Origin of the sequence: Paludibaculum fermentans (assembly GCF_051172195.1) — a bacterium.
GTDB classification, from domain to species: domain Bacteria; phylum Acidobacteriota; class Terriglobia; order Bryobacterales; family Bryobacteraceae; genus Paludibaculum; species Paludibaculum fermentans_A.
Genome location: NZ_JBPJAQ010000001.1, coordinates 3,233,354 through 3,253,786, shown reverse-complemented (window position 1 = coordinate 3,253,786; position 20,433 = coordinate 3,233,354). Strand labels below are relative to the sequence as shown.

Genomic DNA, 20,433 nt, shown 5'->3' with positions numbered 1-20,433 from the left:
CGCTAATTCCTGTAAGCCGCGATCGCGGCCGCGTAAATCGTCTTCAACGGCTGTCCCGTAGCCTGGGCCAGCTCGCGGCAATCTTCAAACTCGGGCGAAGCCGTACCGTTCCCGGCCACCTTCACCCGCACCTTCCCGAACGGCGTTTCCACCTGCACCAGCGTGCGCGGTTCCACCCGCCGCTCCGCCTGCGTAATCCTCAACCCAAAGGTCGACGTCTCTTCCAGAATCAGGGCCGCCAACCGTTCCTGGTCCGCCGGCAGCGCCAACACCTGCATCAGCGTCCCCGGCCTTTGCTTCTTCATGAACACCGGCTGCAGCGTCACATCCAGCGCGCCGGCGCAGAACAGTCGGTCCATCGCGTAACCCAGCACCTCCGGCGACGAGTCGTCAATATTCGCCTCAATCACCGAAATCACCGTAGCCTCGCTGGCCGTGTGGTTCGACCCGATCAGGATCCGCACCACATTCGCCATCCCCGGGAAATCCTTCGTGCCCGCGCCAAACCCGCCGCGCTCAATCGTCATCGCCGGCATCGGCCCGAAACTCTGCCCCAGCGCCGCAACAATCGCCGCGCCCGTGGGCGTCGTCAATTCCGTCTCCGGACCCCGCGCATACGCAGGCTTCCCGCGCAGCAGCAGCGCCGTCGCCGGAGTCGGCACCGGCATCACCCCGTGATCCGCCGTAATCGTTCCGCTGCCCGTATTGATGGCCGAGCAGTGCACCGACTCCACCCCCAGCAGGTGGAACCCCAGGCACGCCCCCACAATGTCGCAGATCGAATCCACCGCGCCCACCTCGTGGAAGTGGACCTTCTCGATCGGCGTCCCGTGGACCTGCGCTTCCGCCTCGCCCAGCACCTGGAACACCCGGATCGCGTTCGCCTTCACCGCGTCCGGCAGCATAGCCGCCTCGATCATCTTCACGATATGCGGCAGGTGCCTGTGCTTCTTCTGGTCCTCGAACTCAATATCGAACTTGGTGGCCGCGATCCCCTGCCGCTTCGTCTTCTCGAAGCGGAACTTGGCCGCCGTCCCCAGCGAATTCAGCCCCGCAAACAACGCGGCCGTATCGGCCCCGGCATCGATCAGCGCGCCGACCGTCATATCGCCGGCAATCCCGGCAAACGCATCAATGTAGGCAAGTCTCATGGTTACTCTTTGGAAGCCGACTCGATCAGCAGCGGCAGCAATTCGCCGGAAGGCCCCCGCAGCGAAATAGCAGCCGCGCCGCTCAGCGGCGTCTCCTCCGTATTGATCTCAATCACCCGCACCCCGCGGCTCCGGGCCAGCGGAGCCAGGCTCGCGGCCGGATACACCACTGAACTGGTCCCGGCCACCACCAGCAGTTCACACTCCGAAACAGCGGCCTCGGCCTGCGCCCAGGTCGCGGTAGGCAGCGACTCCCCGAACCACACCACCCCGGGCCGCAGCAGCCCCCCGCACGAGCAATGCGGAGGAATCTCCGGCAGCGGCACCCGCAGATCCGTAGTGATCCGGTTACAAGCCAGGCACAAGACCCACCAGATATCCCCATGGATCTTGAGCACCCGCTGGCTCCCGGCCCGGTTATGGAGCCCGTCGACATTCTGGGTAACCAGCGTCAACCCGGGTTTCTGTTTCTCGAGCTCAGCCAAAGCGTAATGCCCCAGGTTAGGCCGGCAAGCGGCGATAGTCTCCCGCCGCCAGTTGTACCAGGCCCAAACAAGGCCCGGATCCCGATGAAACGCCTCGGCCGTAGCCAGTTCCTCAGCCCGAAAGTTCCGCCAAAGCCCCTCCGACGATCGAAACGTAGGAACCCCGCTTTCGGCCGAGATCCCAGCCCCGGTAAGCACAGCAACGCGAGACGCCGAGCGCAGCCAATCCCGAGCCACCGACAACTGAGAAGTCTGGATCAACCCCCATTATCGCCCGATGGGCCGGGGCCGCGCCGGAACGCGGATAACTGCACTCAGGTTGCTCCCTGACCGCCGGCGCTTGGAGCCAACAGAGCCCGCCTTAAATCGCACGGTGGTTCATGCCAATATCGCAATTCGACTTGGCAGGAGACTGTCGAAGAAACTTTGACAGTTCAACTGGCAGGAACTTCCAGTCAGTTCCGAGTTCGGCAAGCCGGACTTTTAGGTGGTGAAGTCGCACCGCCAGATCAAGCTGAGGGAGAACTATGCGACGAGTTCCTCAATCCAGCCCTGCTGCATCAGCACCCTGCGAGCAAGGCTGATCTGTTTCCGGTCAAAGCCTTTCTTGCGCTCGTTCCAGCCGTGGACTCCTTCTACTGCCTCATCTTCGGATCGAGCGCCCTCCTGCTGGCATACCCAGTGCACGGTGGCGAGCAGTTCCAATCCGTACGGTGTCTCGAATCCATGAATCAGCTTCACCACTCGCTCAAAGCGCGCTCGTGTCTCCGGATGTCCTTCGACATATCCGGCAGCAGCTTTCGAAGCGCCGGGCAGGAGTTCGATAGGGCGCTGCGGATCATCCTCGGCGTCCCCATAGCCGCTGAGGAAATGACCTTCGACGAGGTTCAATACATGGCGGAGATTTGTGGCGTACGGGCCATAGGTGCCTTTCTCATACCGCAATCTGAGATTCTCGCCCGCCTCCTGCAAAAAGTACATCAGCTTGTGGATCTCGAGGAGTGTGACAAAAGGGTCCATCACCGCCGCCAGATACCGCGACATCAGTTCAATGAGCACAGCCCGGCCCGGCGTCATCTCCGGCGCCTGCTTCGCCGTCACCATCGCTTCCGCTGCTGGGGCGCCGCCAGGCTCAAACAGCAAAACCTCGACCTCGGGAAGTGCCTCCAGCGCGGAGGTGATCTTCGGCCGCACTTTGCGCCAATCAAGCCCCCCAAGCCCACAGCCTAGTGGGGGCACGGCGATGGATCGGATACCGCGGTCCTGGATCTCACGGACAAGTGCATTCAACCCAGAGTCGATATCTTCCATCCGACTCTGCCCCTTCCAATGGCGCTTCGTGGGGAAGTTGATGATATAGCGAGGACCCGTGAGGAGCTGGGTTTCAAAGACCAGCATCTTCCCGGGCTGAACTTCACCCTTCTGGCAGGCGGCCTCGTACACTTTGAAGTTATCCGGGTAAGCCTTGCGGAACTGCAGTGCGATTCCACGCCCCATCACTCCGACACAGTTGACTGTATTGACGAGTGCCTCTGCGTTCGCGCGCAAAATGTCTCCGTGCGTGAGTTCGATCATAGGCCCTCTCTAGTAGTACCAGTTTCGCTCAATCGTGACGATCGGCTGGTGGCGCGCGTTCTGAACCGCTCCTGCAACCTCCGCTCCGATCTGACTGTCGAGCACACCGATCCGTTCAACAAGGTGCCACGGGAAGGATTCGTGCACAAGAAACTCGGCTTGCTTCCTGTCCTTCACGATCGGGTCCCTCCAATCCACTGCTTGGATCGCGCTCCAGTCCAACTCGTCCAACATCTTCAAATGGCTGGAGAACACCGTGTAAAACGCGCCGGCATTGCCTTTGCACATCGCCCAGCGTCGCCCCTCGGAATCAGCCCAGTCGACAACCATTCGAAGGTCGGCTTCCAAGTGAACAATCGGTCGCTGCCCTCCTCGATAGGCCAAATCCGGGTGGTTGCTCTGGCACAGCAAGTACAGCATGACGGAGCGGGGGCAGAAGTAGAACGGCACGTAATCTCCCACTTTGGTGCCCGGGTGACAATCCACCTTCAACTCTTCGAGTCGCCTCCGCTTGATCTCAGTCATTCCGACCACCGTGCAATCCAACTGCTGCCGCAGTCGCTCCGCGTCGGACCAAAGGACACCATCTGCAATCCGGGGAAGATTCTCCAGATGAGTGATGTGGTAGATCTTGGGGTTCGCGGGGGCCACGGATCCTCCATTCTAGTGCTTCAGTTGCTCGGCTGGAGGGCTTGATGGCCTGACTGCTAGGCGACCTCGGATTTCCTCAACTTGGACCACTCCGACACACTTCTCACGAATTGGTGGGGAACCAGCCTTTCTGAATCACCATTGGAAGCAAGCGAATCGAGGCGATTCTATGCACAGAGCCGTGTCGCGGTGCCACCAAACCGCTGATTCCAAGCGCCTTGTTTATACATAGCCCGACACTGCGCTCCTGTACCTAGACTGAGATCTATACACAGAACGTCCAAGCAGCTCTGATTCCACCCACGTTGAAATACCCCCGACGTTGTTCCCGCCGGCCTAGACCAACATCATCGGCTTCACATCTCGGATTTGCTCCGCCAGCTTCGCACCAACCTCCTCAGCCACCCCCGACATCGGTACCGCTGTCAACCAGAGTCTTACTCTCCGCCCGCGATTTGGCAGCTCCGATTGGTGAAAGAGACGTCCTCGTCTCACCAGCGACGCCCAGGTCGTCATCGCACACGGATACACCAGACAACAGACAACCTCCCGAGCGCTCACCATATTGGCATAAGCCAGCACCTGCAAAACGTCCGCTCGGTGCTCTTCTCGCAGCTCCTCGGACTGGCCCCGCCAGTCGCCTACCTGCATCTCCTCCCAATGCCGCTTGTACTTGGCATCGACGATGATCGCGGTGTCCTCAGTCTCCAGGATCAGATCCGGCACCAGTGATCGCTGCGAACCCACATAGGGCGGATCCCAGGCAATCGGAGACACCGTCTCCCTTTTGCGGCCTGTGCGAAGGACGCCCCCAGTTCGCTGGGCCACCGAACGGACAATCGTCTCCACCCACGCCTCGAAGAACTGCTCCATCGGCATGGTCCACGGAATGCCCTCCAGATCACTGCTTCCTGCCAGTCCTCGTTCGTCAATCGTCCAGTCGACCGCCTGCAGCCCCTCCAGAAAGGCATCCGCCCGCAGCGGCCGTCGCAACCAGTTCTGGACTTCTCCGACGCCGGGCCGGCGGCCCGCCACATCTCGAACCCGCTGCAGCAGAGCTTCCGCGAAAGCAATCAACCGGTGCACAAACGCCCCTTGCCCCGATTGCGTCTCCAGCGAGCGGAGTTGCTTCTCCACCGCGAACCGGATGGCGCCCTTCAGAAGCCGGTCATCTCGAAGATCAGGGAAAGTGCACGGAACCGCCAGAAAGCGGCCCCGAGGCATCTCACGCGTCACGTACTCGGACCACTCGATCCGGCCCCTCGGACTCGATCGGGTCTCCTTCGTCACCTCAAACCGGCGCTCCAGTTTGTCCAACAGCGCCTTGAACCTGGTCAGCACCATGTACGAGAGGACCCAAAGCGGCACCCGTCGCTCTGACCGCTTCAGCAGCGGCAGCTTCAGTGGAGTTGGGCTGATCAGCCACCCCATCTCGGCCAACATCGGCCCAATGCCCGCCCAGGGAAATCGCGGCTGGACCACTAGGCCAAAATCATTCTTCGAGGTCAGCGGAGATCGCAGCGGAACGGCCCCTACCGCGCTATGCGATTCGATCTTCAGCAGAACGTCTGATCCATCGAAGTCCCTCTGCACGTCCACCTGCAGCAATTGGAAGATCGGTAGATTCTGGCGGATGAACAACTCCGAAAGCCGCGCTGCCTGCGCCTGCGGATCGGCTGAGTTCTTGCTCCCAAATAACTCGATGGCCGACTTGGTCACCCGGCTATGGTCCTGCAACTCGAGGCAGATATCCCGGGTCGGCTTGATACCGTTCAGCGGTGAGACGACAGCCCGCCGAGGTCGACGCGAGCCTGCGCGCAGGGCGGCCGCTACAGGCTTTCCAGCCACTGCATGTACCCCCGAATCGACTCGGCAAACCCACTCACGTAACCCTGCGCCAGGTACTCATCAAGCAACGGGGCGAGGCTGGTTCGCAGACTTACGCGCGCTTGTGCCTCGTCTTTATCCAGGAAATACGAATGACCGGGCACGAGCGCCAGCGCCTCATCCGGAGCGTGCTCCACAAAAATCGAAACCAGGTCCTTGTACGCGTGTTGCGTCAGGGCACAGCCATGCTCCTCCACAACCGACAGGCTCGGCCACAGCGACAGGAACGCGAATCGTCGGCGCACCGCAACATCCAGGATCGCGATACTCCGATCGGAACTGTTCATCGTGCCCAGAACATGCAGGTTCTCTGGCAGATGCAACCGCCCGTGGAAAGGCGCGCCAAAATCGTACGGCAGATCGATCTCCCGGCGCGACTCCTGCTTCGACTCGAACAGATAAATCGCTTCTCCCAGAATCTTCCCCAGGTCCGCCCGGTTGATCTCATCGATATGCAGTAGATAAGGAGCGTTCTTCTCCGCCGCCTGCGCCGCCTGCGCCGCAGCTTCGATCAGAAAACCGGGCTTCGGCGCAAATCGGAATCCCAGCGCGCCGCCCCCGTCCTCGGCCCCATGGACCGGGGCCAACCCTCCAATGAAGTTCTCGTAGGTGGTGCCAGGATGAAACTGAATGGAGCGGCCAAACCCGGCATAGCGTCCAGCCAGAATCTGCCGGGCCATCCGCGTCTTGCCCGTACCCGGCGGACCCTGCAACACCACAAACCGGCGGTTGTTCAACAGGTCAACCACCTGGTTCTCGTCCGTCTTCGGCATCAACTGCGAAAACCAGGCTGACTGTATGCCATCCGACTCGGCCTCGAACTCCTTCATAGGAGAGTGGCCCCGCTCCTCAAACATCAGATCGAGCAGGGCGGCCACAGCAGAGGTGGTCGCTTGACGATCCGCGGAGGGCTTGTACAGCGCGTACAGGACTCTCCCATATCGCCCGAAGACGCGACTGTAGCTGGACCAACCCTGCCGGATTGATTCCGGCACATCGATATCCACCCGTGTTGGATCCTGCTTGGCCCAGGCCACTTGGTTGCCACCGCCAAACTCGTGATTCAACCATTTGGCAATCGCATTGAGCTTCCGAGCGTGCCCGGGCCGCCCCAGAATCCCCTCATCAGGCGCCAACCCCTGAGTCCCAATCACCAAGCCAACCAGGCAAGGTCCCTCTTCAACCGGAAAGACGACGAAGCTCATTCCTCCATAGGCGCCGGAGTCGGCGTTCGAAGGATGGATGTACGCCGCATAGGGAACATTGGTGTCATTCCCCTTCATCTCCGGAGCCCGCAAAGCTACCGAGTCTTTAGCCTTCTTCGGGTATCTGCGCCCGAACAACTCTGCCAAAGCGGCTTCGTTTCGAGCTTTCCAGTTGTCCAAAGTCCCGGAATGGATGAGATCAACAAGCGGAGCTAGCGGGTTTGTATTGGAGGACATATCAGTAGCGTGTTTCTTCGCCGAAATAGGAACAATACCAGGTTCAGAACCTCAAGATCCCGAACGACTAATCACTGCACGAATCAGCGGAGCCATTCGGTTCTTGGGTAAGGCCAACAAGGGGGGCCGCCGCTGGGCGGTCGTTACGACGCCCAGCAGACGTGCGCACGATTACTGCCTCCAGACGTGCCTTGGGACACAATTTGGCGGGCCAAGCAGGAACCTCCGTCTTTTTGCATTAGGCGACATTCATTCACTGCACTTCCAACTAAATCGACGTCCTCTTTTCAACCGCTTGCAGAGATCATCTCCTTTTCTTCGCTTCCACGCGGTCTACACTCCGAAGCGAAAGGAGGCACTATGCCTGCAAAGGATTCGACTCGGAGGGAGGCGCTCACCGCGACCCGCCGCCAAGTCGCTCGCTCAGCCCAGACCGCCCATGGGCGGTTGCAGGCGTCGAACGGCACCAACCCCATCGGAGCTACGCCCAAGGACCGTGCTGACTTCCACGGCCTCCTCCCCACCCTCATCAGCCAATCCCACCCCCACGCCCTCGTCGAACACAGGCTCGCCCAAACCATCGCAGCCGAACTCATCCACGAACTTCGGCGGCGCAGCCTCGACCCCATCCGGCCAACGCCCAGTTCCTACGAATCCTCCATACAGGAGGCAACAAACCCAATTGCAGAGTCACAGCCCCAACCCTTTGGGGCGGCCACCCTCCAAATCCGCAGACACCCCCCGGTCGCCTCTGTCCAGACGAAGCCAAACTTCGATCTCTTGACTGAAGCCGGCCCCCTCAACCACGGCCGCTCCGCAGCGGACCTCCGAGAATCCTCCGAAAATGAGCGAACAAACCCATTCGCGCCGACCCCTTCCGAGCTCCGCACCGTACCCCCGCCGGTGCGGCCCCACACAGAATCACAACCAAACCAACCAACCTCTTCACCCCAACTCGGCCCACTCGACCCCATCCCCCCAACGGCCAATTCCCCCGAATCCTCCAGAAATGAGCGAACAAACCCATTCGCGGCAACCCGTGCCCAACTCCGCATCGAGCCCCGCCACTGCCGCCCCACACAGAAACACAACCAAATTCACCAACCCCTCAACCCCATCCGCCCCACGGCCACTCCCCCAAAATCCCACGCCCACGAGCGATCAAACCCAACCCCACACACCGCGACCAGTCCCCAACCGCGTTCCCGAGGCCGCCCCCTCTTGACACCACCCGGCATTAGTAGCACAATGTGATTCAAATCATGCTGGGCGAGTTTGAATACCTTCTCATCACCGCTGCGGCCCGCCTCGGCAACAACGCCTACGGAGCCGCCATGCGCGAAGAGATCGAATCCACCACCGGTCGCCGCTGCTCCCTCGGCGCCCTCTACACTACCGTCGATCGCCTCGAGTCCAAAGGCCTCGTCGAAACCTGGATGGGCGAGGCCACCGCACTCCGCGGAGGCCGCGCCAAACGCATGGTGCGCGTCACCCCCATGGGCGTCGCCGCCGCCAAAGACTTCTACGATGCCGTCATCCGCTTGACCATCGGAGTCTCCTGGGCCGAAACCCGAGCCCACTCGCTCGCCTGACCGAGACGCTGGCATGACGGAGATTTGGTTATGAGAACCATCGGCTGGACCCTGGTCGACGCGGTATCCCAATTCCTCGAACACCACGAGCGCGAGGCCGTCCTCGGCGACCTCCTCGAAGCTGGCGAAAGCCACTCGCGCATGCTCTTCGAGGTCGCCGGCCTCGCCCTCCGCCGCCACTTGCTCCTCTGGCGGAACTGGCGCCCCTGGCTCGCCGCCTTCGGCCTCGCCTGGCCCTGCACCCTGCTGCTCATGGGCTTCTCGCTCACCGTCAGCCGGACCTGGCTCCAGACCCTCGACGCCGCCCTCTTCCGCGGCATCGGCTGGTCCCTCCCGCCCGGCCTGTCCCTGCTCTGCTGGCAGGTGCTGCTCCTCGCCGGCTGGTCCTGGACCTGCGGCTTCGCCGTCGGTTCCCTCTCGCGCCGCACCATCTGGGTCAGCGCGGCCCTCAGCGGCCTGCCCTGCCTCTTCTGCTTCGCCCGGTTCGATATCGAATCGCTGTCGAGGTTCTGCCTGCTGCTCTTCCTGATCCCCGCCATCTGGGGCGTCAGCCAGGGCCTGCGGCTCAAACGCATCCGGCCCCTGCCGGCCGTCATCCTCGCCGTCACTGTCACGGCGCTGACAATTCCAACCTGGACCGCCAACGGACCCTGGCTCCCCAATTGGGCGCTCAGCTGGCCCGCGTGGTACCTGGTGGCCGCCGCCCTCCGCTCCCACCGGATCACCGGCTGAGCTCGCGCCGCGGCCCACATCTCATCAACCGCACTCAACACACCACCCGTGTCTCTAAAGGAGGACCGTGCTTGGCTACGAAACTCGCGTTCACCGTGAACGGCGCGCCCCGGGCGATCGCCGCTCCGCCGCAAACCCCATTGCTCTACGTGTTGCGCAATGAACTCAACCTCACCGGACCCCGCTTCGGCTGCGGCGTGGCCCAGTGCGGCGCCTGCGCTGTCCTCGTCGACGGCCGCGAAGTGCGCTCCTGCGTCACCCCCGCCGGCTCCGTCAACGGCAAACGCATCACCACCATCGAAGGCCTGCCCGCCCTCTGGGCCGCCGGCGCCACCCTGCACCCCGTCCAGCAGGCCTGGATCGACGAACAGGTCCCCCAGTGCGGCTACTGCCAGAGCGGCATGATGATCGCCGCCGTCGACCTGCTATCAAAGAACCCCAACCCCACCGCCGCCCAGGTCAGGGACGCGTTCACCAACACGCCGCCCTCCCCGCACCTCTGCCGCTGCGGCACCTACTCCGCCATCGTCGACGCTGTCATGCTCGCCGCCAAGACCATGTCCACACGGAAGGCCGGCTGATATGCGGACCCCTACCGAAGCCCCCTTCCCCTCGACACTCACACGCCGCGGCTTCGTCCGCGCCGGAGGCGCCCTCTTCGTCTCGCTCGCCCTCCCGGCCCAGCAGGCCCAGGCGCCCGCCGCCAATTCAGTCGACCCCACGCAGCTCCCTTCGTGGCTCGAGATCCGCGCCGACAACACCATCACCGCCCGCACCGGCCGCACCGAGACCGGCACCGGCATGAGCGCTTTCTACGCCCAGACCCTCGCCGAGGAGCTCAACGTCCGCCCCGAATCCATCACCCTGATCCTCGGCGATACGGACCGCACCCCCGACGGCGGCTACTCGGCCGGCTTCCTCACCGGAGCCCTCAACCTCCGCAAAGTCGGCGCCTACACCTACCAGGCCCTGCTCTCCTTGGCCTCCGCCCAACTCGCGGTTCCTGTGACCGAGCTGACAGTCGCCGACGGCATCGTCTCCGGCGGCGGCAGGCAGCTCAGCTATGGCCAGCTCGTCCAGGGCCAGCACCTCGACCTGAAGATCCCCATCTCCGGCACGCCCGCCCGCGTCGATGCCACGTCCGGCAACGGCCTGGCCGGGCTCGATGGCTACGTCGTCACCGGCGATCCGCCCATGAAGCCCATCGGCCAGTACCGCGTCGTGGGCCAGTCTTACCCCATGCCCGGCATCCCGGCTAAAGTGACCGGCCGCACCCAGTGGAGCTGCGACGTCAAACTGCCCGGCATGCTGCACGCCCGCATGATCCGGCCCGCCACCCTCGGCTCCACGCTGATCTCCCTGGGCACCCTCGACAAGCAGCGCTTCCCCACCGCCCAGGTCGTCCGCAAGAACAACCTCGTCGCCGTCGTCTCGCCCGACGAGTGGGAGGCCATCAGCGCCGCCCGCGCCGTCGCCAACACCACCAGGTGGACCGCCTGGGCCGGCCTGCCCGGCAGTGACAACCTGACCGCCGCCCTGCGCGCCGTCAACTGGGGCGCACCCTGCGACACCCACGGCAACGTTGCCACCGTCGCCACCGCGCTGGCCGGAGCGGCCCGCACCATCTCCGCCTCCTACGAACAGCCCTATGTCCGCCATGCGCCCATGGGTCCCTACGTCGCCGTGGCCGACGTGAAGCCCGATGGCGCGGTCACCGTCTGGACCCATTCGTCGCACTCCCAGGGCCTGCGCGCGCAGCTCGCCCATGCCCTCAGCGTCCCTGTCGATCAGGTCGTCGTCCGCTGGCTCGACCAGGCCGGCCAATATGGCCGCACCACCTTCGGTGGCGATGGAGCCGAGGCCGATGCCGTCATCCTCTCGCAGCTCACCGGCAAGCCCGTCCGCGTCCAGTGGGCCCTGCAGGAGGACCTCGCCTGGTCCACCGTCTCCCCCGGTTGGGTCGCCGACATCCAGGCCGGCCTCGACGCCAATGGCCGCATCGTCGTCCTGCAGAACGACTCCTACATGCCCAAGCAGATGGACGCGCGTCTGCTCGGCGCGATCCTCGCCGGCCTGCCCTGCAGCACCTCGAAGCCCTCCAACTTCCTCGCGCTGGAGTGGGTCTACGACCGCATCCCCACCGTCTGTCAGCGCGGCTTCGGCATGACCAACCTGGCCGCCGAAACACCCGCCGGCGGCCTGCGCGGCAACATCATGCGCACCCCCGGCCAGCGCCAGCAGAACTTCGTCCTGGAAGGTCTCATCAACGAAGCAGCCGCCTCAGCCGGCGCCGACCCCATCCAATACCGCCTCGACCACACCACCGATCAACGCCTCATCGACGTGCTGAAGGCCACCGCCAAGGAGGCCAACTGGGAGCCGCGCCACTCCCCCAAGCCGGGCGCACGCAAGTCCGGACAGGGCACCCTCACCGGCCGCGGAGTCAATATCATGAAGCGCTCCAACGCCTATTGGGCAGGCATCGCCGAGATCACCGTAACGCCCGAGACCGGGGTTGTCCAGGTCACGAAGTTCACCCTCGGCCTGGAGTGCGGCAAGATCATCAACCCCCGCCAGCTCGACCGCTGCATGAAGAGCGGGCTCGTCATGGGGCTCAGCGAGACCCTCAAAGAGGAGGTCACCTTCGACAAGGAACGCGTCACCAGCACGGACTGGAGCACCTACAAAATCCTCACCATGGCCGAGATGCCCGAGATCCGCACCGTGCAGATCTCCCGCGACGACCAGGGCTTCGGCACAGGAGGGGAGGCCGCCAACGGCATCTGCGCGCCAGCCATAGCCGCCGCCTTCTTCGACGCCACCGGAGTTCACCCGCGCCGCATCCCGTTGACCCCGGCCTACGTCACGAAGTTGCTCAAGGGGTGATGCGGTGTTACTCAGACTGCGTGTACAGCGCCCAGGCCGTGGCCAGGTCCTGCACTACGTGGCCAAGCGATTTGTAGACCGTGACCTTGTCGGCCGACTGGCGCCCGGGGAGCGTGCCGGCCAGCACCTGGCCGATCTCGCCCACCACGTGCTCGTCGCCGATCAGGCCGGCCCGCTTCGCTTGCAGGAACTCGGCGCCCTGTTGCAGAACCCCCTCACGGCTGTCCGCGATGAACCGCGACCGCACCACCAGGTCGTTGTCGACCTCCACTGGACCCGCATGGCTGGAGCCCACGACGTTCACGTGAGTGCCCGGCCGCAGCCACCGGCCCAGCAGGATAGGCTCGGCCGAAGAGGTGACGGTGCAGACGATGTCCGCGTCAGCAACGGCCTCTTCCACAGAGGCGGCCGGCAGCACCGGGCACGCGGCCTCAGTCCGTTCCGCCAGTGCGGTAGCCCGCTCCAGGGAGCGCCCCCAGATGCGGATCGACTCCAGCATCCGGACTTCGGCAATGGCTCGGATATGCGTCCCGGCCTGTTCACCAGTCCCCAGGATGGCGAGCCGGCAGGCATCGGGCCGGGCCAAAGCATCGGTCGCAACGGCACTAGCGGCAGCCGTGCGGATCGCGGTCAGCTCGCCGGCATGCACCACACAGACGGGCGCGCCGGTGACGGGGTCGAACAGCACTACGACACCCTGGTGCGACTGCCGGCCCAGCGCGGCGTTGCCATGGAAGACGCTGATCAGCTTGGCGCCGAACGCGGCATCGGCGCCCATCGCCCCGGGCATGATCCCGAACAGGCGGCCCGGCGAGAGAGTAAGAATGGAGCGCAGGTGCTGGATGGTCTCACCCCTCGAGAACGCAATCATCGCCTCCCGAACAATGGGGATGCAGAGCGGATAAGTGAGGCGCCGGGCAACTTCCTCGCGGTCAATGAATCGCATGGGGTGAGTCCTTCAGGGATTCAAAGTAGCACGAGGGGCTTGCCGAGCAGCGCGCATTCGCATTAGATGGAGTGTCATGAGTCCCCATCTCGCCCTCCGCCTGCTGCTGCTGCCCATGCTGGCCGCGCTGCTGCATGCGCAACCGCAGTCGCTGGCCCGTCCTGGCGTCACCTTCCAGATCTTCCAGTTCCCGGCGGACCAGATCCCCCGCGTGGACGGCAACACGGACGACTGGGCCATGGTGCCGGAGAGCTACATGATCGGCACAGACCAGTTGATGGACACCGTCCACGGCCGCGGCACGAACATCGATCGCAAGGACCTCGATGTCCGAGTGAAGGTCGGCTGGGTGAAGGGCATGAACCGCCTCTACTTCCTCTATGAGGCCTACGACAACTACTGGGACTTCGCCCGCAACGACCTCCACAACGACATCTTCGAAGTGGTGGTGGACGGCGACCTCAGCGGCGGACCGCTCATCGCCCAGATGCACCCCAACAAAGACATCCCCCGCTGGGATGCCCACTTTTCCATGCACGGCGTCCATGCGCAGAACTATCACATCTTCACTCCGGCCGAAGGCAAGGACTGGGCCCTGGCATGGGGCTGCCAGCCGTGGATCAAAGAGCTGCCCTATATGAACGCGGCCTACAAGTACAACTTCAAGCCGGGCGAGTCCGGCCGCCTGACGCTGGAGTTCTGGATCACCCCGTTCGACTACGCCAGCTGCGACGGCCCCGACCGCTCCGTCGAATCGAGGCTCTGGGAGAACAAGATCATCGGCCTCTCCTGGTCGATCCTCGACTACGACGACGTCAACGCCAAGACGCACACCGGCTTCTGGAACCTCTCCCACAAGCAGACGATGTACGGCAACGCATCCGACCTGGTCGCCTTCCGCCTGATGCCGCTGGAGCCGAGCCTGCGCAGGAGGCTCGAAGCCCAATGGTCCTTCGTAGTAACGGACATGGACCGCCGCACCATCGCCTTCACAGACCGGACTGTAGGCCAGGTGACGTCCTGGAAATGGGACTTCGGCGACGGTAAGGAATCGACGGAACAGCACCCGGTCCACGCCTATGAGAAGGCCGGCCAGTACGTCGCAACCCTGTACGTCGAAGGACCGGCCGGCAAGTCCCGCCGGGCCAAGGTGTGGGACGTGACGGTGAAGTAGGAGGCGTCATGAATCCAGACTCCATCCGCCGCCGGAACATGCTCGCCATGGGCGCGGGCGCCCTGTTGAATCCGGGAACTGCGGCCGCCCAGGCCGTCGGTGTAAAGGCAGGCGACCTGCCCGATCTCACCGTCAAAGAGGTGAAGGTCTACGTCGTCGATCCGGGACAACCGGGCACGGCGGTGACGAACGCCGGCTACGCCCGCATCGCGGCGGTCGTGACCAACAGCGGCCTGGAAGGCAACTACACGCTAGCCCGCCGCTACTGGCATCCCAACTGGAGCAACGAAGGCTGGCTGGACTTCGCCAAACGCACCCTAGTCGGCAGGAGCGTGCTCGACCTACCCGCGCTGACCTCGCAGTACGAACCGCCGAAGCGCCGACTGGGGCAGTCGTCCTATGCGTCGGCGATCGATGCCTGTCTGTGGGACATCCTGGGCAAGGCGGTGGGGCTACCCATTTACCGGATCCTGGGAGCCTACCGGAACCGCGTGATGGCCTACGCCAGCTCGCAACACCACAAGACCGTGGAAGAGTTCGTGAACGAGGTGCGGCAGTGCAAGGCCGACGGGTTCAAGGCGTATAAGATCCACCCGCCCAGCATGCCGGACGGCGGCTCCGACCTGAAGCTCGACCTCGAAGTCTGCAAGGCCGTACGAGCCGCGGCAGGAGACGACTTCATTCTCCTGATGGATCCAGTGGGCGTCTACACCCGCGAGCAGGCGATGATCGTCGGCCGCCTGCTGGAGAAGCTCAACTACGTGGCGTTCGAGGATCCCATTCCGACCACCGACATCGAAGGCCTGGTGCAGTTGTGCCAGGCGCTGGACATCCCTGTGCACATCGGCGAGTTCCTCTTCTCGCCCTACAACTACGCCGACTACATCCGGCGCGGCGCCATGGACGTGGTTCGCTTCATCACGGACAACGTCGGCGGCATCACGGGCGGCATGAAGATCGCGCGCCTGGCGGAGTGCTTCGGCATGGAGTGCGCGCCGCACAACTGGGGCGAGACCTTCGACCATGCCGTCCACTTCCACTGTGAACTGGCCATGCCGAACAACGTCTGGTTCGAGATGACGGTGCCGCAAGGCGTCGGCGACCGGCCGTATATCAAGGACAGGATCCGCATTGCCAAAGACGGCTATGTCGATGCGCCAGTGAAGCCGGGTCTCGGGTATGAGATCGATCGTGCGGTGCTCGACCGCCTGACGAAGTCGATAGAGAGGTAGCGCCATGTACGCGGGCATCTCACGGAGGCACTTCCTGGCGCTCTGCGGAAGCCTCGCCACGGGAGCGACAGAGAAGCCGTTGCGGGGGATCTTCCCCATCGCGCAGTCGCCGTTCAACGACAAAGGGGCATTGGACCTTGAAGCGCTGGCGGCGCAGATCCGATTCCTGGACCGCTGCGGCGCGCACGGGGCCGTGTGGCCTCAACTGGCCAGCGAGTGGGATACACTCAGCAACCGCGAGCGCATGGAGGGCGCCGAAGCGATCGCGGCCACGGGCAGGAAGCTGAAGCTGGCCGTAGTGCTGGGCGTGCAGAGCCCGGATCCGGCGGCCGCTGTTCTCTATGCGCAACGGGCCGAGCGGTTGGGCGCTGACGCGATCATCTCGCTGCCACCGAAGACCGAAGATCCAAAGGCGGTGCTCGAGTACTACAAGCAGGTGGGCAGCGCCACACAATTGCCGCTGTTTGCCCAGGCAGTAGGCAAGGTTACACCTGAACAGTTGCTGGACATGTACCGCACCATCCCCACGCTACGCTATGTGAAGGACGAGGCCGGGCAGCCGCTGGACCGCATCGGCCAGCTACTCTCCGGGAGCGAAGGCCGCCTGAAGGTGTTCTCCGGTTCGCACGGCCGAACGCTGATCGAGGAGATGCGGCGCGGCTTCTCGGGCAGCATGCCGGCCGCAGCGTTCGCCGACCTCTATGCCCAGACCTGGGACCTGTGGCAAGCGGGACAACACAAAGAGGCGATGGAGATGCACGGCCGGACCTTGCTGGTGTTGACGGACATGGGGCTCTATGGACTGGAAGGGTTGAAGTACCCACTGGTGCTGCGGGGTGTCTTCCAGACCTGGAAGACGCGCCAGGACGGCGGCAAGCTCACAGAGGCGGGCATGAAGTCGCTGCGCGAGGCAGTCGAGTTCTCGAAGCCATTCCTGCGGGCCTAGGCGCGGCGGGTCCAGGCGCCAGTGTTCTCCCACCACTCGACAAGGGGCGCCTCGGTGGGGCCGGGCACATCCCAGCGCTCGAGCATGTGCTCCAGGGCCGCGAGAGGCACGGCCTTGGCTCTCTCCCTGTTCTGCTTCAGCAACCTCTCGCGCGGAGCCTCCACGTAGACCAGCCTGACCCGGGCCTGATAGGCGGTGAACAGATCGACCAGTTGGGTGCGGATGTCGCGGCTGAGATTGGTGGCGTTCCAGACGAAGCCCTGTCGCTGCCTCAGGTGGGTGCGTGCCCCTTCCTTGGCGGCCTGGATCACAGCGCCCTGATGCCCCGACGGAGCGGCGCCCATCTGCTGCCTCAGTTCGTCCAGCGAGATGCAAGGCAGATGGGCAGCGTGGGTCGCGACCCAGGTATCCTTGCCGGCTCCAGGCAGGCCCGACATGAGGATGACCTCGCAACTCGACTTGTCGTGAGCCAGGTAGCCGGGATCGCGGCCTTCATGGCGGAAGTACTCAAAACGGCTGAGCGTCGACGGGAAGGCGCTGGGACCGTTGAGGCACTGGTATTCCAGGCAGAACTCCCGGAACAACTCGACCCGTGTGAGAATGCCGACCTGGTCCTCACACTGGCGGCCCAGCGCGTCGGTGGTGGCAAGCAGCGCCAGCAGGTCGCAGTGGACGGCTTGGCTGATCAGGTAAGCCATGCGCTGCGCATCGGGCCGGTCGATGAGATAGAAAGGAGCCTGGTGATGGCTGATCAGCGCCGCGACCTCCTCGCGCTGCAGCAGGTTTGCCCCGTGCTCCCACAGGATGCCGCGGGCGCGGACGGCACCACGGTGAGAGTGCCCGCGCGAAGTGATGCGGCCATTCTCATGGCGTGTGCACTCGGGTTTCGAGACGTCGTGGAGCAGCGCCGCCGCAAAGAGCAGGGCGCGGTTGGATTCAGGAAGGGCTCGCCACGCGTCCAGCCCGGCCATGGCTCGGCAGACCATGCCTACATGAGTCCACACGTCGCCTTCGGCGTGATGTACAGGGTCCTGCGGACAGCCCTGCATGCGGCGGATCCAGTCGAACTCGCGGGTGATGGCGGGCCAGTCCACCTGCCAATCAGGCGGTTCGGGGTGAGGACATGGAAGCAGGCTCATGGGAACAGATCTACTCCGCGGCGCAGCCGGTTGGGCTCGATGGGACGATCGGACCAGTGCTCGCCGGAGTCCACAACGGCCTGGAGGAAGGAGGGCCGGACATACTTGAAGCGGCCCACGACACGGCCTTGCTCCTCGTGTTTGAAGTAGAGGCCTTCCATCTTCTCGGAGGCCGAACAGGTAGAGGGCCCCAGCAGCGATTCGAAGTCCGCCACCTGCCCCATGGCCAGAACCGGCACAGAGACCACGGGCGAGGCGTGCAGCAGCGCCTGGCGGCGGTCTGTACTGAGGAACGCACCGGATTCACGATCGAGCACGTCGAACTCGAGGAAGTAGTGCGGCAGTTCGTCGTAGGGGATGGTGTGGCGCGCGTAGAGCCATTCGCCGTACATCACATAGCGGCGGCCCAGGATGCCGCCCAGCGCTGTCACATGGTGGCTGGCCCACCGCTTCAGCAGATCAAACTGGCGTTCCCGGGGACCGCCGGAAAGCACATGGCCGCGGCTCTGGAGAATGAGCCGCCCTTCGGCGTCGAAGCTGACGCCGCAGTTGGAGCCATCCAGCTTTTCCTCCACGACGATGTGGAGCCCGCCCAATGTCTCCCGCGCCACCGGGCGCAGGTCCTCGTCGCCCGGCTGGATTCTCGACCCGGTGATGTGGGGTGTGCGGGGGTATTTGAGGATCTGGTTCATGATGCAACGCGGATGACGGCGACGCGGTGGTTGAGCACGTGTTCCACCGTGATGCGGGCGCCTCCGGCCTCGGCGGCCATGCGCTGGAGTTGGTCCGGAGTGAACAGGTGGAGGTGCTCCGGGTTGTCGTCGGGCACCGAAGGGACGCTGAGGATCACACAGCGGCGCGCCACTGCCACCGCTGCGGTGAGTGCGGCCTGCGGGTTCGGCATGTGTTCCAGTACTTCCAGCATGGTGACAGCGTCAAAGGAGCGAGGCGCAAAGCCGAGACGCTGGGCGTCCATGCGCACAGGCGTGAGGCGGGTGCAGCCGCCGCGACGGACAGCGCCGAGGTCGGAGGCCCGCTGCTCGTTGAAATCGATGGCCGTGACCGACAGGCCGGGAAACACCGCCAGCAGCGGCCAGAGAAAGGCGCCGCGCCCGCTGCCAACGTCCAGCAGATCAACCGGAGCGAGGCTTCTCAGGATGCCGAGAACCTTTTGAATGCGAGGCAACGGGGGTCCGACCTTGAACTTGTGCAGGCGCAATCCGGCCTGAAGCCCATCCTCAATCGTGGCGAACTGGTCCCGGACGCGGCCGCGTACAAAGGCGGTGGCCAGATCGTGATAGTAACGCTCCATACAATAGTTCCAGGATAAACGGCGCCGTGAGATCGAGCGTCTTGCGCTCGGGCGGCGAGGGCTTATACTGGAACGCTAGTACCCCTGGGGCTTCCACTTTGAAAACCGGCTACGAGATCAGCTACTACGACTTTCTGCGGCTGTGTTCCGACCACCGTGAGGAGACGGCGCCGCTGCTGCGGGCGTGGTTTGGCTACGAGATCGTTCCGGGCGAGCGCGACTTCGAACTGCGGGATGTCCACGGCGCCGCACTCGTTCCGGCCAGCGTTCATGCGGTGATTCAGGCCGACCCGGAACACCAGGGGTCGATTTACCGAGTGGCAATGACCCTGTGGCGGTGATGCACCTATGAAGCTTCTGTTTTGGATTATCGTTCTCTGCGACCTCGCCGGGATCTTCCTCATGTTCCTGCTCGGCCTGGCTGCGGCCACCAGCTCGAAGACCAACGCGCTGAGCGTTGCGGGCTTCATGCTCGTGGTGCCCGGCCTGGTTCTGGGCCTCTCGATCTTCCTGTTTCACGGGACTTCGTCGCGCTTGCTGCGCGGGACCGGGTTCCTGCTGGCGATGTCTCCCGTCCTGATCCTGGTGCTGCTGAAGGGCTACACCGAGGCCGAGGTGCGGTTGAACAGCGACTCCAAGGGCAACATGACCTTCTTCCGGTCCGGCCCTACCCGTGACATGGCGACGGCCATATCTCAGAATGATGCCGCGACTGTGGCCGCCCTGGCGCCGAAGGTCGATATCAACAGCCGAGGCTTCTCCGATATCACGCTGCTGATGCTGGCCTTCCGCCAACTGCGGGTCACTCCGGATCGCCTGGAGGTGCTGCGCGCGCTGATGAAGGCCGGCGCCGATCCGAACATCGGCTCAGGCGGCGAACTGCCGTTGAGCCTGGCGATTCAACTCAGCTCGGAGACGGGGCCTGAGCCGGTGACGATGCTGCTGGCAGCGGGCGCCAAGCCCAATGCAAAGAACTCCTTCGGCACGCCGGTGTTCTTCTCGGCGGCGGGCCGGACGATCCCCATTGAGATCCTGAAGACGGTGCTGGAGCACGGCGCGGACCTCCAGGCGCGCGACTCGCAGGGAAACAGCGCGGTGTTCGCGGCCTCCACCTGTTCCAACTGGAAGGCGGCGCTGCTGTTATTGGAGCGTGGCGCCGACTGGAAACAGTACCGCACGCCCGATGGAATGGGCTACAAGGACATGCTGGACTCGCATCTGCGTGTCTACGGCGATGAGCCTGGCCTGGCGGAAGTCATCGCTTTCGTCCGTGCGCACTGAGG

19 protein-coding genes are annotated in these 20,433 nt (G+C 63.9%); 9 read left to right on the top strand and 10 right to left on the bottom strand.

Translation table 11 applies throughout. The features are described from left to right. Positions 1 to 2: 2 nt before the first annotated feature. The 6 genes from larC to ACR9Y2_RS13175 form a co-directional block, all read right to left on the bottom strand. Positions 3 to 1,151 (bottom strand): nickel pincer cofactor biosynthesis protein LarC, encoded by a 1,149-nt coding sequence (gene larC, locus ACR9Y2_RS13200; protein WP_435041783.1) that lies wholly within the window; start codon positions 1,149 to 1,151, stop codon positions 3 to 5. A gap of 2 nt (positions 1,152 to 1,153) precedes the next feature. Then, positions 1,154 to 1,873, bottom strand: coding sequence for an SIR2 family NAD-dependent protein deacylase (locus ACR9Y2_RS13195; protein WP_435044861.1), 720 nt, complete (start codon positions 1,871 to 1,873; stop codon positions 1,154 to 1,156). A gap of 288 nt (positions 1,874 to 2,161) precedes the next feature. Next, entirely contained in the window at positions 2,162 to 3,211 is a 1,050-nt protein-coding gene (gene darG, locus ACR9Y2_RS13190) for a type II toxin-antitoxin system antitoxin DNA ADP-ribosyl glycohydrolase DarG (RefSeq protein ID WP_435041782.1), read from the bottom strand. Between the two features lie 9 nt (positions 3,212 to 3,220). Next, entirely contained in the window at positions 3,221 to 3,862 is a 642-nt protein-coding gene (gene darT, locus ACR9Y2_RS13185; RefSeq protein WP_435041781.1) for a type II toxin-antitoxin system toxin DNA ADP-ribosyl transferase DarT, read from the bottom strand. Positions 3,863 to 4,198: 336 nt separating this feature from the next. Beyond that, positions 4,199 to 5,599: a 5-methylcytosine restriction system specificity protein McrC gene (locus ACR9Y2_RS13180; RefSeq protein ID WP_435041780.1), complete on the bottom strand. Its 1,401-nt coding sequence runs from the start codon at positions 5,597 to 5,599 to the stop codon at positions 4,199 to 4,201. Positions 5,600 to 5,691: 92 nt separating this feature from the next. Next, positions 5,692 to 7,101 carry an McrB family protein gene (locus ACR9Y2_RS13175; protein ID WP_435041779.1) on the bottom strand — a complete coding sequence of 470 codons (1,410 nt, stop codon included), beginning with the start codon at positions 7,099 to 7,101 and terminating at the stop codon, positions 5,692 to 5,694. A 1,340-nt stretch (positions 7,102 to 8,441) separates the two neighbouring features. Between ACR9Y2_RS13175 and ACR9Y2_RS13170 the strand changes: the two genes are divergently transcribed. The 4 genes from ACR9Y2_RS13170 to ACR9Y2_RS13155 all read left to right on the top strand — a co-directional run bounded on the left by ACR9Y2_RS13170 (position 8,442) and on the right by ACR9Y2_RS13155 (position 12,401). Continuing rightward, entirely contained in the window at positions 8,442 to 8,783 is a 342-nt protein-coding gene (locus ACR9Y2_RS13170; RefSeq protein WP_435041777.1) for a PadR family transcriptional regulator, read from the top strand. A 30-nt stretch (positions 8,784 to 8,813) separates the two neighbouring features. Next, positions 8,814 to 9,515, top strand: coding sequence for a hypothetical protein (locus ACR9Y2_RS13165; RefSeq protein ID WP_435041776.1), 702 nt, complete (start codon positions 8,814 to 8,816; stop codon positions 9,513 to 9,515). Positions 9,516 to 9,586: 71 nt separating this feature from the next. Next, the gene (locus ACR9Y2_RS13160) at positions 9,587 to 10,096 is read left to right on the top strand and encodes a (2Fe-2S)-binding protein (RefSeq protein WP_435041775.1); all 510 of its coding nucleotides are present in this window, start codon (positions 9,587 to 9,589) and stop codon (positions 10,094 to 10,096) included. Between the two features lies 1 nt (position 10,097). Further along, complete coding sequence (locus ACR9Y2_RS13155; RefSeq protein WP_435041774.1) at positions 10,098 to 12,401, top strand: molybdopterin cofactor-binding domain-containing protein; 2,304 nt, start codon at positions 10,098 to 10,100, stop codon at positions 12,399 to 12,401. A gap of 7 nt (positions 12,402 to 12,408) precedes the next feature. Here ACR9Y2_RS13155 and ACR9Y2_RS13150 read toward each other — a convergent pair whose 3' ends face one another. Continuing rightward, positions 12,409 to 13,347: an ornithine cyclodeaminase family protein gene (locus ACR9Y2_RS13150; protein WP_435041773.1), complete on the bottom strand. Its 939-nt coding sequence runs from the start codon at positions 13,345 to 13,347 to the stop codon at positions 12,409 to 12,411. 76 nt (positions 13,348 to 13,423) lie between these two features. Between ACR9Y2_RS13150 and ACR9Y2_RS13145 the strand changes: the two genes are divergently transcribed. Genes ACR9Y2_RS13145 through ACR9Y2_RS13135 form a run of 3 tightly spaced genes read left to right on the top strand, consistent with a single transcriptional unit; the run spans position 13,424 to position 16,699 of the window. Then, complete coding sequence (locus ACR9Y2_RS13145; RefSeq protein ID WP_435041771.1) at positions 13,424 to 14,521, top strand: PKD domain-containing protein; 1,098 nt, start codon at positions 13,424 to 13,426, stop codon at positions 14,519 to 14,521. Positions 14,522 to 14,529: 8 nt separating this feature from the next. Next, positions 14,530 to 15,753 carry a mandelate racemase/muconate lactonizing enzyme family protein gene (locus tag ACR9Y2_RS13140; RefSeq protein ID WP_435041770.1) on the top strand — a complete coding sequence of 408 codons (1,224 nt, stop codon included), beginning with the start codon at positions 14,530 to 14,532 and terminating at the stop codon, positions 15,751 to 15,753. Positions 15,754 to 15,757: 4 nt separating this feature from the next. Then, the gene (locus ACR9Y2_RS13135; protein WP_435041769.1) at positions 15,758 to 16,699 is read left to right on the top strand and encodes a dihydrodipicolinate synthase family protein; all 942 of its coding nucleotides are present in this window, start codon (positions 15,758 to 15,760) and stop codon (positions 16,697 to 16,699) included. On the opposite strand, the gene ACR9Y2_RS13130 is transcribed toward ACR9Y2_RS13135, so the two are convergent. Genes ACR9Y2_RS13130 through ACR9Y2_RS13120 form a run of 3 tightly spaced genes read right to left on the bottom strand, consistent with a single transcriptional unit; the run spans position 16,696 to position 19,150 of the window. Continuing rightward, positions 16,696 to 17,838 carry an AAA family ATPase gene (locus tag ACR9Y2_RS13130; protein WP_435041768.1) on the bottom strand — a complete coding sequence of 381 codons (1,143 nt, stop codon included), beginning with the start codon at positions 17,836 to 17,838 and terminating at the stop codon, positions 16,696 to 16,698. The two genes, ACR9Y2_RS13135 and ACR9Y2_RS13130, sit on opposite strands and share 4 nt — an antisense overlap. After that, on the bottom strand, positions 17,835 to 18,530 hold the full coding sequence (locus tag ACR9Y2_RS13125; RefSeq protein WP_435041767.1) for an RNA ligase family protein: 696 nt from the start codon (positions 18,528 to 18,530) through the stop codon (positions 17,835 to 17,837). Before ACR9Y2_RS13125 ends, ACR9Y2_RS13130 begins: the two co-directional genes overlap by 4 nt. Then, a complete protein-coding gene (locus ACR9Y2_RS13120) occupies positions 18,527 to 19,150 on the bottom strand; it encodes a class I SAM-dependent methyltransferase (RefSeq protein WP_435041766.1) in 624 nt (207 codons plus the stop codon). The genes ACR9Y2_RS13125 and ACR9Y2_RS13120 overlap by 4 nt, the downstream gene beginning before the upstream one ends. A gap of 26 nt (positions 19,151 to 19,176) precedes the next feature. Here ACR9Y2_RS13120 and ACR9Y2_RS13115 point away from each other — a divergent pair, with 26 nt between their 5' ends. Both ACR9Y2_RS13115 and ACR9Y2_RS13110 read left to right on the top strand, forming a co-directional pair. Next, a complete protein-coding gene (locus ACR9Y2_RS13115; protein WP_435041765.1) occupies positions 19,177 to 19,491 on the top strand; it encodes a hypothetical protein in 315 nt (104 codons plus the stop codon). A gap of 7 nt (positions 19,492 to 19,498) precedes the next feature. Further along, positions 19,499 to 20,431, top strand: a complete 933-nt coding sequence (locus ACR9Y2_RS13110) for an ankyrin repeat domain-containing protein (protein ID WP_435041764.1) — start codon at positions 19,499 to 19,501, stop codon at positions 20,429 to 20,431. Positions 20,432 to 20,433 lie beyond the last annotated feature (2 nt).